This window comes from Gilliamella sp. ESL0441, from assembly GCF_019469185.1.
GTDB lineage: Bacteria > Pseudomonadota > Gammaproteobacteria > Enterobacterales > Orbaceae > Gilliamella.
The window spans coordinates 178,215-193,122 of record NZ_CP048264.1 but is presented as its reverse complement, the minus strand read 5'-3'; the positions used below and the strand labels follow the sequence as shown (position 1 = coordinate 193,122).

14 protein-coding genes are annotated in these 14,908 nt (G+C 34.4%); 7 read left to right on the top strand and 7 right to left on the bottom strand.

Annotated elements, in window-relative coordinates; genetic code table 11:
- The first annotated feature begins 18 nt into the window (after positions 1–18).
- Positions 19–1,959 carry a murein transglycosylase gene (sltY, locus tag GYM75_RS00860; RefSeq protein WP_220216334.1) on the top strand — a complete coding sequence of 647 codons (1,941 nt, stop codon included), beginning with the start codon at positions 19–21 and terminating at the stop codon, positions 1,957–1,959.
- A gap of 11 nt (positions 1,960–1,970) precedes the next feature.
- On the top strand, positions 1,971–2,252 hold the full coding sequence (gene trpR / locus GYM75_RS00855) for a trp operon repressor (RefSeq protein WP_220216333.1): 282 nt from the start codon (positions 1,971–1,973) through the stop codon (positions 2,250–2,252).
- Positions 2,253–2,313: 61 nt separating this feature from the next.
- Here the strand turns inward: trpR and robA are convergent, their stop codons facing one another.
- The 3 genes from robA to GYM75_RS00840 form a co-directional block, all read right to left on the bottom strand.
- Positions 2,314–3,228, bottom strand: coding sequence for an MDR efflux pump AcrAB transcriptional activator RobA (robA, locus tag GYM75_RS00850; RefSeq protein WP_220216332.1), 915 nt, complete (start codon positions 3,226–3,228; stop codon positions 2,314–2,316).
- Between the two features lie 94 nt (positions 3,229–3,322).
- The gene (nfuA, locus tag GYM75_RS00845; protein WP_065558691.1) at positions 3,323–3,898 is read right to left on the bottom strand and encodes a Fe-S biogenesis protein NfuA; all 576 of its coding nucleotides are present in this window, start codon (positions 3,896–3,898) and stop codon (positions 3,323–3,325) included.
- Positions 3,899–4,003: 105 nt separating this feature from the next.
- Complete coding sequence (locus GYM75_RS00840) at positions 4,004–4,675, bottom strand: phosphoribosyltransferase family protein (protein WP_220216331.1); 672 nt, start codon at positions 4,673–4,675, stop codon at positions 4,004–4,006.
- 312 nt (positions 4,676–4,987) lie between these two features.
- Between GYM75_RS00840 and GYM75_RS00835 the strand changes: the two genes are divergently transcribed.
- On the top strand, positions 4,988–5,560 hold the full coding sequence (locus tag GYM75_RS00835; RefSeq protein WP_220217264.1) for a peptidylprolyl isomerase: 573 nt from the start codon (positions 4,988–4,990) through the stop codon (positions 5,558–5,560).
- A gap of 62 nt (positions 5,561–5,622) precedes the next feature.
- On the opposite strand, the gene GYM75_RS00830 is transcribed toward GYM75_RS00835, so the two are convergent.
- Positions 5,623–6,114: a tetratricopeptide repeat protein gene (locus GYM75_RS00830; protein ID WP_220216330.1), complete on the bottom strand. Its 492-nt coding sequence runs from the start codon at positions 6,112–6,114 to the stop codon at positions 5,623–5,625.
- A 328-nt stretch (positions 6,115–6,442) separates the two neighbouring features.
- Positions 6,443–7,729 carry an aminopeptidase PepB gene (gene pepB, locus GYM75_RS00825; RefSeq protein WP_363317391.1) on the bottom strand — a complete coding sequence of 429 codons (1,287 nt, stop codon included), beginning with the start codon at positions 7,727–7,729 and terminating at the stop codon, positions 6,443–6,445.
- 94 nt (positions 7,730–7,823) lie between these two features.
- Here pepB and GYM75_RS00820 point away from each other — a divergent pair, with 94 nt between their 5' ends.
- Together GYM75_RS00820 and ftnA are read left to right on the top strand one after the other, a co-directional pair.
- Positions 7,824–8,597, top strand: coding sequence for a tyrosine-protein phosphatase (locus GYM75_RS00820; RefSeq protein ID WP_220216328.1), 774 nt, complete (start codon positions 7,824–7,826; stop codon positions 8,595–8,597).
- 107 nt (positions 8,598–8,704) lie between these two features.
- Entirely contained in the window at positions 8,705–9,223 is a 519-nt protein-coding gene (gene ftnA, locus GYM75_RS00815) for a non-heme ferritin (protein ID WP_065558561.1), read from the top strand.
- Between the two features lie 51 nt (positions 9,224–9,274).
- Here the strand turns inward: ftnA and GYM75_RS00810 are convergent, their stop codons facing one another.
- Complete coding sequence (locus GYM75_RS00810) at positions 9,275–9,913, bottom strand: 4'-phosphopantetheinyl transferase superfamily protein (protein WP_220216327.1); 639 nt, start codon at positions 9,911–9,913, stop codon at positions 9,275–9,277.
- 77 nt (positions 9,914–9,990) lie between these two features.
- On the opposite strand from GYM75_RS00810, the gene metC reads away from it, so the two are divergent.
- Complete coding sequence (gene metC, locus GYM75_RS00805) at positions 9,991–11,208, top strand: cystathionine beta-lyase (protein ID WP_220216326.1); 1,218 nt, start codon at positions 9,991–9,993, stop codon at positions 11,206–11,208.
- 32 nt (positions 11,209–11,240) lie between these two features.
- Positions 11,241–12,524, top strand: a complete 1,284-nt coding sequence (gene tilS / locus GYM75_RS00800; RefSeq protein WP_370632148.1) for a tRNA lysidine(34) synthetase TilS — start codon at positions 11,241–11,243, stop codon at positions 12,522–12,524.
- Between the two features lie 91 nt (positions 12,525–12,615).
- Here the strand turns inward: tilS and GYM75_RS00795 are convergent, their stop codons facing one another.
- Positions 12,616–14,805 carry a cation-translocating P-type ATPase gene (locus GYM75_RS00795; protein ID WP_220216324.1) on the bottom strand — a complete coding sequence of 730 codons (2,190 nt, stop codon included), beginning with the start codon at positions 14,803–14,805 and terminating at the stop codon, positions 12,616–12,618.
- Positions 14,806–14,908 lie beyond the last annotated feature (103 nt).

The following is a 14,908-nucleotide window of genomic DNA, read 5'->3' as shown; positions in this document are numbered from 1 at the left end:
AGTTATAGGAGCAAAGGGATGAAATCATTAGCACGTTATATTTTGATAGTAGGATTACTTTTTACTAACCATGTAATTGCAATTACTACTCAACAGGATTTGAGAGATAAATATAAAAAATGGCTAAATTCCTATCAATCGTTAAATTTTAATGAACAATCTGCATTACTTAATTCGTTGGAAGATTATCCTCTATATCCCTATGCAGCAGTACAATATTTTCAAAAAAATATTAAATCAATTTCACCTCAAGCAGTCCGTGAATTTGTTAACCATTATAATGATTTTCCTTTAACGGCTTCATTATCTCAATCTTTTTTAGCTGAGTTAACTAATCGTCAAGATTGGAACGCAATTATCCATTTTCCAATCGATAACTCAACATCATCAAATTGTCGCTATCAATATGCTTTATTAAAACAAGGAAAGAATCAATCTGTTTTTGATACAGTCGAATCATTATGGCTTACAGGTAATGAATTACCTTCTGCATGTGATCCATTACTCAATGAATGGACTAAAGCAGGAAAACAAACCGCTAATTTGATTTTATTACGCATTGAACTGGCTATTAAGGCTAACAATTTAAAACTAGCACGTTATCTAACAAACCTCCTAAATGCTGACTATAAAACAACTAAAAATAATTTGAATGCGCTAATTGATGACCCGAAAAAATTGGAAGATTTTTCAAAAAATATTAAAAGAAGTAATTTTACTAAAAACATTGTTTTAGCTTCTTTTCCCCGTTTAGTTAAAGCAGATATGAATTTTGCTCAACTGTTGTTACCTAAACTTGAAAAACAACAACATTTTAGTGAAGTCGAACTCATTGCATTACAAAAGTATTTAGCAAATAGGTTTTTTAATGATTCTGCGACAAATGAACAAATAAAATGGCGTGATGATTATATTGCCAAATATCATGACACATCATTAGTTGAAAAACGCATTCGTTTTGCGATTGATGAAAATAATTTTAAAGAAATTGCCTATTGGTTATCAAAATTAACGTCAGAAGATAAATTAAAAGAGGATTGGCAATATTGGCAAGCACGCGTATATTTAAACAATAAGAAAAAAAATGAAGCTAATGCTATTTTCAAAAAATTATCTGCTAATCGTGGCTTTTATGGTATGGTCAGCGCTCAAATGCTTAATCAACCCTATTCTCTTAATAACCAATCAACTAAAAGTTCAAAATCAGAAATTTCTAAATTAAAAACAAAATATGATAATCTGCCTGTTATAAAACGTATCAATGAACTACGTTTTTGGAAAATGTTATCAGAATCAAGCCGTGAATGGCGATATATGTTAAATAATATAAATGAATCAGATGATTACCTAGATTTAGCCAAATATGCTTTTCAAAAAGGCTGGGGAGACTTAAGTATTCAAGCAACTATTTCTGGAAAGCTTTGGAATAACTGGACAGAACGTCTACCAATCATGTATAAAGAAATATATGTTAATGCGCTAAAAGGAAAAGCAATACCACTTTCTTATGCCTTAGCAATTTCACGTCAAGAAAGTGCAATGGATACGCGTGTACAATCACCTGCTGGAGCAAAAGGTCTAATGCAATTAATGCCTGCTACAGCCAAAGAAACGTCCAAAAAAGTCAGTTCGGTTAGTTATTATTCTTCAAATCAATTATTTGAACCTATAACTAATATTGAACTCGGAACATATTTTCTCAATAATGTTTATCAACAAAATGGTAACAACCGTATTTTAGCTTCAGCCGCTTACAATGCAGGCCCGAATCGAGTTAAAAATTGGCTTAAAAATAGTAACGGAAAACTTGATGCAGTAGCTTTTATTGATAGCATTCCTTTTACTGAGACACGTAACTATGTTAAAAATGTTTTGGTTTATGATTATATTTTTCAAAATATATTAGGTCAAAAAAATCATAATATTCTTACTTCTAATGAGATTAACAGAAAATATTAATGGTGAGCATGATGAAAACTCAAGAATGGAAACAAACGGTAGAATTATTACATCAAGCATTTAAAGATGGCTATTCCCTTGATATATTTAAATTGCTCTTAACAGTAGACGAACGTGATGCTTTAATAACTCGGGTTAAGATAATTCATTCATTACTTGACGGTTCAATTAATCAAAGACAACTTAAAGAACAATTAGGTATTGGAATTGCAACTGTGACACGAGGTTCAAATAGCTTAAAAGAAGCATCTCCAAAATTTAAAACATGGTTAGAAAAAACATTATTAAAATAGCAATAGCTTTATTTTATTATAAATTAGTTGCAAGTTTTGTTTCGGTTAAGATTTGAAATGGCTACGAATTTTGCTTCATAAGAACATCATTTTCTGTAGCAACAGGGACGCAATAATCACATTCCATTCGTTGAATATCCTTAGCAGTTTCAACCGTATTTTTATCGCGGTTATGGTGAATTTCGATTAGACATCCAGAACGTAAATGAACTTTTAAAGCAGGCATCGCAGCTAAATGAACTTGAGAAATAAAATCTTTAAAATTTTCTGGTCTTCCAATATATTTAAAACAAAGATACAAACCACCATCACTAACAAATTGTTCTATATATTCAAGTTGATTATTGTGTTCTAACGCTATAGTGTAGAGTAATTCTTGTTCATTAGCATTTTCTTTGCTTTTCAAGATTCGGTTAAAGGCATAAATCTTATCTGGCAAAATTTCATTTTTGTGAGTATAGCGGGAAAGATAATTATGAAAAAATTGACTGCGTAATTTATTTTCTTCCTCTAATAATTTACTTAAATTACAGTTATTCTTATAAGTAATACCCCAAAATGTCTGTTTTGGCATATTAACAAATGTAGGTTCAGGAAGTGTAAGCTGGGTTTTATTAAGCTCGATTGCAGGTGTCAATCCAGTTGGATCCCAAAATTCAGCACGTCGATAACTTGCTGGGGTTTCATTGAACTGTTTTTTAAAAGAACGGGTAAATGTTTGCTGAGAATCAAAACGATATTGCATGGCAATATCTAAAATCGGCTTACTCGTCATTCGTAAAGAAAGTGCAGCATAAGTTAACCTACGATGACGAATGTAAGTACCAAGTACCTGACCGGTTACCTCTTTAAACATACGTTGTAAATGCCACTTTGAATAACCTGATTTTTGAGCAACATGATCAATAGACAAAGGCTGCTCCAGATTTTTTTCAATCCAAACGATAAGATCTGAAATAATGCTGACTTGATTCATAAAACCCCATCATAAAGTGAACTGGCAGACATCATGCGATTATGACTTAATCTTAGCAATAAGCAAGATTTAAATCCAAATTATTTAGTTTTTCTTAACAAAAAGAGTGTGTTCCTGCTTGATGCTCAGTCACATCTTTAACGCCTGCTAATTCAGGAAATTCCATTAATAATTGTTTTTCAATTCCTTCTTTCAACGTATAATCAACCATTGAACAACCATTACATCCACCTCCAAATTGAAGTACAACATAATTGTCTTCCGTTAGTTCAATTAAACTTACCATCCCGCCATGACTGGCAAGTTGAGGATTAATTTGAGTTTGGATCGTATAATTAACGCGTTCAATTAAAGGTGCATCATCGCTGACTTTTCTCATTTTGGAATTTGGCGCTTTTAACGTCAATTGCGAACCTAATTCATCAGTAACATAATCGATAACGGTTTCTTCTAAAAATGGTGCACTCATTTCATCAATGTATACCGAAAAATCTGCAAACTTTTCTTCTATATCACTATCTTCTACAGTATCAGCAGGACAATAGGAAACACCACACTCTGCACTTGGCGTACCAGGATTCATGACAAAGACACGGATTTGTGTATCTTGTGGTTGATTAGCTAGTAGTTTTTTGAAATGTTGCTGAGCTGATTCAGAAATAGTAATAATAGACATAACCCCTCACTTTTGATGCAATTAGGTAATAAACTACCTAATTGATTTGTTATAATAGTTGACTAACTATGTTGGTTATTATAGGGACTGTTTACAATTTTACAATACTGTTCGACATAAACAAATAACTTGAATATAGGTTGCCCCACATTTTTTTAGTTGCTGACTAATTGCATTAATCGTATTTCCCGTTGTTACAATATCATCGATAAGCAACACCGATTTGTTTGAAAGATTTTGTCGACACAAATAAAGTGTTTCAACATTTTTAACACGATCTTTAAGTGACAAAGTTTTTTGATCTATAGCTCGTTGTCTTCGAACAAGTAAATAAGGAACAAAATCGCGATTAATCCATTTTGCAATTGGTTTTGCTAATAATTCTGCTTGATTAAATCCTCGAGACCAATACCGAACATGATGTAACGGAACACAGGTAACCAAATCAGGAATAATAATACCTTCTGATAATCGCCTTTTGTACCATGCCAAAAACATTAACCTCGCCAAAGCTAAAGCTAATTCTGCCTTTCGATAAAATTTAAGCTGATGAATTAATTTTTTCAACGGATTAATATATTCGCTAGTTGAAATTAGCATATCCCAATTTGGTTTATGTTCAATGCATCGATAACAGCGCTCTGTTGTAAGTGAATGAGGTAAACTACACTGATGACATACCTTATTTTGCTGTGGTAAATTTTTTATACATTGACTACAAACGCCATGAGTTGCCAGATATAATGGCATATTACATAATAAACAACGCATAATTTCTCAATCCCTAAACAAAAGTTATAATCTAATGAATAAAATTTAATGTTTACTTGATAAATAATTAAAGATAAATTCAGATAATTACCTTTTAAAACAATATTATTTAGCTATATAGATCGGTAATGATTCCAACAACCCAAAATGTCATTTAAACTCATTAACATTATATTGTTTAATGTTTTGATTAATATTAAATAAACAAAACTGCGATCGACACCCCAGAAATTTTACGAATTTTGCATAATTACTATTTAAATTAATTTAATATTCGGTATAATCAGCACACAAATGGATTAAGGAATGAATATAATGAAAAAAATCATTACGTTACTTACAGCAGTGTTTCTATCTTCACTATCTTTTATTGCTTTAGCAGATACAAAAGTTTTATTACAAACAAGTATGGGAGATATTGAGCTTGAATTAGACAACGAACATGCACCAATAACTTCTAAAAACTTTCTTGATTATGTCAACAAAGGTTTTTATGAAAATCTTATATTCCATCGAGTCATACCTGGTTTTATGATTCAAGGGGGTGGATTCAATAATCAATTAAAACTTAAAGAAACTAATGCTCCTATCAAAAATGAAGCCAATAATGGATTAAAAAACGATCGAGGTACGATAGCAATGGCAAGAACAAACGTCATTGACAGCGCGACGAGTCAATTTTTTATTAACGTAGTCGATAACAATTTTCTTAATCATGATCCATCCGGAGATTATGGTTATGCTGTGTTTGGCAAAGTGATAAAAGGAATGGATATTGTAGATAAAATTGTAAATGTGCCCACTAAGCGAATGGGACCTTATCAAGATGTTCCTGTTGAACCAATCTATATCAAAAAAGCTATCGTAATGGTTGAATCAGAATAAAAATTTACAGCTAATCACTAAACTGCCTAAATCTTATAGGCAGTTTAACCAAACTACCATGACTATTTGCTATAATTTTCACATCCTTCTTTTGTTCCAAGGTCGCAAGCTTGTTTAAAGTACTTATCTGCTAATGCTCTATCTTCTTCAACTCCTTCACCATAATAGTACATAGCACCAAGATTATTCAACGCATCGGGATCATTTTGATCAGCTGCTTTTTGATACCAATATATCGCTTTTTTCTTATCCTTTTCAACGCCTTCTCCCTCATCATACATAAGAGCTAAATTGAACTGTGCATCAACATCACCTTGTTCTGCTGCCTTTTGATACCAATAAGCGGCTTTCTTTTTATATTCATCACCCTTATCGCTCTTATCATACAAAACAGCCAAATTATATTGTGCATCAACTAAACCTTGTTCAGCTTCTTCATTACAAATTTCAATAATTTCTTCATATTCCTCTTGTTCATTAGGTACATGACATTGAATTGCATAGATAGATGATGAATATAAAGAGGTTAATACAATAAATAATAACTTTTTCATAATTTTCCTATCTTATTCAAAAAAATAAACATCTATTTTTTTGTATTTTATGAATATTAGTCATAAAAGTATTTAGGAAAATTATTAAGAATTATTAAACTTATTTATTTGAATTAATGGATATTATTATTTAATAACAATCCATCATTGAGTTGTTTACGAACATATAAACTAATTAATATAACTTCTTTTTTTATTAATTTTTATGATACTCTTTTTAATTATCTAATCTGTTTCAGTTAGATGATTTATCTTAATTATTATTCGAATTTTAAACACATTTACTTAAACTTCGACAAATAAATCACCCCTGAAACAAATATTAATCTTATTTCAATTTACTTAATAAGTTAGCGATAGTTCTTACCCCAACACCTGTTGCTCCTGTTGCCCATAATGCAGTTGCACTTTTACGGAAAGTGGCTGAGCAATCGATATGTAACCAGTTTTGCTGATAATTTTTAATAAAATGTGATAAAAATGCCGCTGCAGTACTTGCCCCTGCTGTGTTAGGTAATCCAGAATTGGACATGTCTGCAAATGATGAAGGAAATTGAGAGCGATGAAATTCGGCTAACGGTAAACGCCAAAATGCTTCATGCTCAATATCGCTACTTGCCAATAACAATTGAGCAAATTTATCATCAAATGAAAGTAGTGATTGATAATCATTACCCACCGCAATTTTTGCTGCACCCGTCAATGTTGCACAATCGATAATATAATGTGGTTTATCATTATCGGCACAAATTAACCCATCGGCTAACACTAAACGACCTTCAGCATCGGTATTATCAATTTCAACTGTTTTACCATTACGATAACAAATAATATCCCCGAGTTTAAAAGCGCTACCACTCACTAAGTTATCTGCACAACATAGATAAAGTTTAATACGGTGATTTATGCCTCGTGCAATAGCAAGCGCTAATGCACCAGCGACTAGCGCTGCTCCGCCCATATCTGAGCGCATCGACTCCATAAAACTACTTGGTTTTAAACTATAACCACCAGAATCAAATGTGATCCCTTTACCCACTAAACAAGCAGTAATCGGTGTTGTTGGATTTTTACCCGGATTATAATCAAGTTCAAGTAGCGCTGCCGGTCTATCTGAGCCTTTACCAACAGTATAGATCCCCATATAATCATGCTCTTTTAATGCTTCGCCTGAAATAATTTTGTATGTTACGTCTGTCGAATATTGACTGATGAGTTTGGCACTTTGCGTAGCTAATTCAAGTGGGCTCAATGTTTCCGCTTGCTGGTTAACAATATCTCGACACCAATCAATAATGGTCAGACGATGTGTTAATTCTGCTTTATCTTTCCTATCCAGCTTTGCCCAAGTGACTTTATTGTTGTTTTTTGCATTACGATAACCCAACCAAAAATGCCAACAAGCTTCTAAATCCCATCCTTGACCACTAAGTTTAACCGATTTAATACCTTGATTATCGAGTTTACGCCCTGCACGTTGAATTGCCCCTAAACGATGCTCAGTTTTATAATGAATGGTAATTGATTCATCTGAAAAACTCAGTAGTGCATCTTTACCCCATTGCGAGGGTGCAGGTTTTTCAGAAAGTAAAATAGATAACATCGACATAAGCAGAACTCCAATTATTGATAAAAATAAAACAATGGCTTAATTCTAATCAGAAACATGCTAATATAGCAAGCAGGTTAAGAATAAATAAGGATTCGTTATGACATCTGCTGTACCAATAAAAAATGGAATTAATTTTCGTGATTTAGGTGGAATTAAAACACAAGATGGACGTCAAATACGTAAAGGAAAATTATATCGTGCAGGTGAATTTTCACGTATTAGCGAACAAGAAAAAGACTTCTTAGCGAATGAATTAAAATTACACTACATTTTAGACTATCGAGATCCGAACGAAATCAATCGTTATCCCGACAATTTATGGCGTCATGCCAACTATATTAATGTTCCGGCAAATCCATTAAGTGATGAAGTGACAGCCAGTTTAACCTCAGAAATTGAAGATGATATTTTTACCATTAAAAAAACGTCACCCTTTGATTTTATGATCAAACTTTATCAATTATTACCTTTCAATAATCCTGCTTATCAAAAACTTACTGACATTTTATTAAATGGTAATGGGCAACCCTTAGTTCAGCATTGTGCTGTCGGCAAGGATAGAACGGGCATTGGTGTCGCTTTAACACTGTTTGCATTAGGCGTGAGTGAAGACGTTGTCATGCAAGACTATTTACTTACCGAACAATTATTAAAAGATTTTCGTGACACCATTCTTAATCAGAATAAAAACCAATTAACGGCAACCGAACTTGAAAATCAAAAAGTGATTTTTGCTGCTAAAGAAGCATACCTAACCGCCGCAATAACGGCAATTAAACAGCGTTATCAGACTATTGATAATTGGTTAGCTCAGGAATATCAATTAGATAATAACAAAAGAAAGGTACTTCAAGACCTTTATCTAATTTAGACAATATCAATGATATAGATAGTTAATCTATACTTAAATAATAATCACATCAACGATGTTATCGATTGAAATGTGAAGTCATAAAATAGCAATGTGAGGAAATAAAAATGTTAACTGATCAAATGGTCAAAAAGCTTAATGAGCAATTAAATTTAGAGTTTTACTCTTCAAATCTGTACCTACAAATGAGTGCTTGGTGTGATGACCAAAATTTTCCATCTTTCGGAAAGTTTTTAAGAGATCATGCGGGTGAAGAACGCCAACATATGGAGCGTTTATTTGATTATGTTTTAGATTGTGGCTCCTTAGCTTTAATTGGCAAAATTGAAGCCCCTGAATCACAATATCCTTCTTTACTTGAATTATTTAAAGTGGCTTATCAGCACGAACTTAAAATTACCAAAGCAATTAATGCGCTAGTTGATTATGCGTTAACACAGAAAGATTTTTCGACATTTAACTTTTTACAATGGTATGTTTCTGAACAACATGAAGAAGAAAAACTCTTCAAAAGCATTGTCGATAAACTCGAATTGGTCGGTGAAAATAAGCGTGATCTATTCTTTATGGATAAAGATTTTAACAAAACGTTAAGTGAATCAGGTTTATTAACAACTAACGATTAATTAATTCAACATATTAATCTGCTACATTTTTTATGTGGCAGATTAGCGCCTTTAACGTTGTAAGATAAACCTTGTTATTGGCACACTACTATTGACCGCCAAATGGACATCGTCAACCTGCTGATATTGATAATAAAAATGACTTGCAAAAGGAGCATGAATCAATTGGTGATTAAGGTCAATTTTAACAGATTTCATTTGCCAAACACCTTTCGCATACAGCTTTAAAGCAGACTCTTTTAACGTCCATAGTTGCCAAAAAGCCGATAATGTATCGGTTTGCGCTATCATCCATTGATATTCATCATTATCAAAAAAGTTTTCTGCTACTTTTAAATAGTGTTTACGCTGGCGAGCAAGTTCAATATCTAAACCTACTTTACCGTTTAAAGATATCGCGACAGCTACCCTATCTTGGCTATGGCTGATATTAAAATCGGGAAGAGTTTGATCTAAAAAACATGGGCGACTATTTTCACCGATTACGATTGTTGGCAAGGTAGAGCAATGGCAATACTGATTAAGCAAATCTGCTAATATCGAACGACAAATTAAAAACTGTTTTTTACGTTGCCCATTCATCTGATTGGCATCGTTGATAATTTGCTCTGATAACAACGCATAATTAATTGTCGCCGTATTTAAATTGGCAAGTTGGACGATTAGCATAATTGAAAAGCCAGTATTCATAAAAATTATTTTTTACTATTTTAACAGCATGCTATGCTAACTGTTATTAAAATTTCTCAGATAGCTAAGGATACATCATGTCATTACAAACCAAATTAGTGAATGCTGGTCGCAAAAAACGCTATACCCAAGGCGCTGTAAATTCGGTAATTCAGCGTGCTTCTTCATTAGTCTTCGATACTGTCGCTGCAAAAAAAGAAGCAACAGAAAATCGAGCCAAAGGGGCACTATTCTATGGACGCCGAGGCACATTAACCCACTTTTCACTTCAAGATGCCATGATTGAAATTGAAGGCGGAGCCGGATGTTATCTTTATCCATGTGGTGCAGCTGCAATTGCTAATGCCATTTTAGCTTTTGTAAAAACAGGGGATCATATCCTTGTATCCGAAGCCAGCTACGAACCAACTCAAGAATTTTGTAATCATATTTTAAAGGATCTTGGCGTCGAAACCGATTACTTTTCACCTTTAGTTGGTCGCTATATCACTAACCATATTAAACCGAATACCAAAGTCGTATTTTTAGAATCGCCAAGCTCAATTACCATGGAAGTGCATGATGTGCCTGCCATTGTAAAAGCAATTCGCCATGTAAATCCTGATATTATTATTATGATGGATACAACTTGGGCTGCTGGTGTATTATTTAAAGCCTTAGATCATGATATTGATATCTCAATTCAGGCAGGCACAAAATATTTAATTGGTCATTCTGATGCAATGTTAGGTACCGCGGTTGCTAATGAAAGATGCTGGGATAGACTACGAGAACGTTCTTATTTAATGGGACAAATGTGCGATGCCGATACGGCTTATATGGCAGCACGAGGGTTACGCACCTTAGCTATCAGATTAAAACAACATCATGAAAGTGGATTAAAAATAGCAAAATGGTTGGCTAATCACCCGCAAGTTGCAACAGTGAATCACCCAGCATTAGAAAGTTGCAAAGGACATGAATTTTTTAAGCGTGATTTTACGGGAGCAAGTGGACTATTTTCTTTTATACTTCATGATCGCCTAAGTGATGTTCAACTTTCCGATTTTCTGGATAATTTAACCCATTTCTCTATGGCTTATTCATGGGGCGGATTTGAGTCATTAATTTTAGCCAATCAACCGGAAGAACTAGCTAAAATTAGACCTGTTTCGGGTATTAGTTTTACAGGCACACTCATCCGATTACATATCGGTCTTGAAGATCCTGAAGATTTAATTGCGGATCTTGCTGCTGGTTTAGAAAGAATCAATCAGCATAATCATAAAGCAAATGCACTACAAAGCTTAGTATAATCAGGAAAAACATGGATAATCAAAGTCAAGTAATGATTGATCAAACCATCACACAGACCATTTCAACATGTTTAAAAAAACACCGTAAGCTATTGGTAGCTTATAGTGGCGGGGTTGATTCAAGTGTATTGTTACATGCACTAGTCAAATTGAAACAGCAACAAGCTGATTTAGCAGTACGAGCCATTTATATTCATCATGGTTTAAGTCAAAATGCAGATAATTGGGCAAGCCATTGCCAACAACAATGCCAACAATGGGAAATCCCTTTTATTATTGAAAAGGTTAAGCTTGATATCTCGGCAGGCAATATTGAAGAACAAGCTCGAAATGCTCGTTATCAAGCAATTTATCGTCATTTGAAAAGCGATGAAATGCTATGCACAGCACAACATCTTGATGACCAATGCGAAACGTTTTTGTTAGCTTTAAAAAGAGGAAGTGGCCCGTCTGGATTATCAGCCATGCCCGTTGAAAGCCATCAACACCTTCGACCGTTACTCACTATTTCACGTAAACAAATAGAAGCGTATGCTAATTGGCATCAATTAACTTGGATAGAAGATGAAAGTAATCAAGATGACCATTATGATCGCAATTTTCTTAGATTAAATGTTTTGCCAATTATTGATCAACGTTGGCCTCAGTTTTCACAAATGGTTGCCCGAAGTGCATCGCTTTGCCAACAACAAGAAGCTTTAATTAACGAGCTGTTACTTAACGATTTTCATCAAGTATTAACCCAGCAAGGTCAGCTACGCTTGTCGCCATTACGCGATTATTCAGAATATAAACGCAATGCCATTTTACGCATGTGGCTACGACATCAACACGTTATGATGCCTAGCCAAAAACAACTAGCACTTATTTGGCAAACCGTTGTTCAAGCAAAGAACGATGCTAATCCGCAATTCGTTTTACACCATAAGCAAATTCGCCGTTATCAAAATTTACTTTATCTATTGCCACTCTATAAAGATACTGAACAACAAGTCATAAATTGGGATCTGACTTCGCCTTTAGTTTTACCTGATCATATCGGTGAGTTACATGCTCTTTATCAAGATGATTTAACGTGTCGTCTACCGAACAGAGACGAACATGTTACCGTACGCTTTCATGCTCAAGGACAACTTCAAATCGTTAATCGTCAAGGCTCAAGAGCAATCAAAAAACTATGGCAAGAACACCATATTCCACCTTGGATGCGAACACGCATCCCTTTGATATATTATAATGAACAACTTATTTGCGCTGTCGGTGTGTTTGTGACTGAGCAAGGAAAAGGATCACAAATTGATTTTCGTGTCACTTAGGAAATAAGCCACTTGCTCATTATCAATCAGCTATCAAATCATTAAGGGACACCATCCATTGCCCCTTAAGTTAAAGGTTAACAAGCTAATTTTATTTTGCTTCTGCTCTTGGCTTCCAGCGTTTTAGTAATAATGCATTAGTCACCACACTAACACTACTTAAAGCCATAGCAGCGCCAGCAATCATTGGGTTTAAAAAACCAAATGTCGCTAATGGAATACCAATTAAATTATAGAAAAACGCCCAAAATAAGTTTTGTTTGATCTTATTATATGTTCGACGAGAAATATCAATAGCATCAGCGATAAGGTATAAATTACCTCGCATTAAGGTAATACTTGCCGTATGCATTGCCACATCAGTACCTGTTCCCATGGCAATGCCGATATCAGCGGCAGCCAACGCTGGCGCATCATTAATGCCATCCCCTACCATTGCTACTTGATTATTGGTGTTGGTATGGCTCTCTTTTTGCAATTGATAAATATAGTTGGCTTTATCTTGGGGTAACACTTCAGCTATCACTTTATCTAAGTTTAATTGTTGACCCACATAATTTGCCGCTTGTTGATTATCACCAGTTAGCATGACAGTATTAACATGCAATTGATGTAATGCATCAATTGCATTTCTCGCTTCAGGTTTAATCACATCAGCAAAGCCAAATAAAGCAAGTATCACGACACTATCTTCAGCTTGTTGTTTAGCCAAAAATGAAATAGTGTACCCTTTACTGGTTAGCTCATCTATTTTATCATCCATGTTTACAAAATAGGCGTTTAACGATTTCATCCAACGCAAACTTCCTAAATAGTATTCGGTATTATCAATCGTTGCCATGACGCCCGATCCTGTTACTGATGTGATATTTTTCGCATAATCATACTGTTTAGCTTTAGATAACATAGCTTTTGCTAATGGATGTTCACTACCTGCTTGCATCGATGCAGCAAGTGACAAAATCTGATCGGGTGTTTCAGTTCCAACGACATCGATTTCCACCAAGTCAGGTTTACCTTCTGTTAAGGTGCCTGTTTTATCAAATGCGACAGTGTTAACATTATGCAATGTTTCTAAAGCTTCAGCATCTTTAATCAAAATACCTTGACGTGCAGCCACACCCGTGCCAACCATAATCGCTGTGGGTGTTGCCAATCCTAAAGCACATGGGCAAGCAATCACCAATACAGCAACGGCATGAAGTAATGCTTGTTGCCAATCATGATAAATAATTCCCCAAGCCAATAAGGTAATCAAAGCAATGATCAAAATGACTGGGACAAAAATTGCGCTGATACGATCGACAATTCGCTGAATAGGTGCTTTTTTAGCCTGTGCAGATTCGACCATTTCAATAATTTTAGACAGTTTTGAATCAGATTGGATAGTGGTAGTTTTGACGATTATCAGTCCTTCACCATTAATGGTACCACCCGTGACCACATCATTAACAGTTTTATTAACTGGAAAACTTTCTCCGGTTAACATCGATTCATCACTACTGGATGTGCCTTCCATAATAATACCGTCAACTGGAATACGTTCACCGGGTTTAATCACGACAATATCGTTCACTTTAACTTGGCTAATCGGTAAACTAATTTCGTGATCCCCTTGTCTGACTAAAGCGACTTCAGGTCTTAATGCTGAAAGTGCTTCGATCGCTTGTGTGGTTTGATGTTTCGCTCTTGACTCTAACCATTTACCCACTAAGATTAAAGTTATAATTACAACAGATGATTCGAAATAGAGATGATCATAATGCCCTGTAATTAATTGATATAACGATAAACCATAAGCTGCACTGGTACCTATAGCCACTAATAAATCCATATTACCAGTGAAAGCTTTTAAAGCACTAAAACCACTTCGGTAAAATTTAGCACCAAGACCGAATTGAACAATCGAAGCCAGAATAAATTGTAACCATGCAGGCATCATTAAATGGAAACCAAATGGCTCTAATAACATTGGTAAAACAAAAGGAATAGCGAATAAAATGGACACCACAATCGGCCAAAGTGATGCTTGTTTTTCAGTATCTTTTGCATGCGTTTGCTGATCCGTCATTTTCACCGCATGATAACCTGCTTTGTCTACCGCTGACATCAGTGTTGCTAAATTAACATTTGAATTTGCTTTAACGGTTGCTTTTTCAGTCGCTAGATTCACGCTAACATCAATTACTCCATCAACCTTTTTAATCGCCTTTTCAACACGACTAACGCATGATGCGCAGCTCATATCTTCAACATAAAAATTATATTCAACTGTTTTCATTTGACGCATCCTTTGGTGAGAGGGTTGTTAAGATTAAAAAACGTTCTCAACAAATTTTTTTGATTACTTAACAAATATTTTAATACTAATTATTCGAATAACA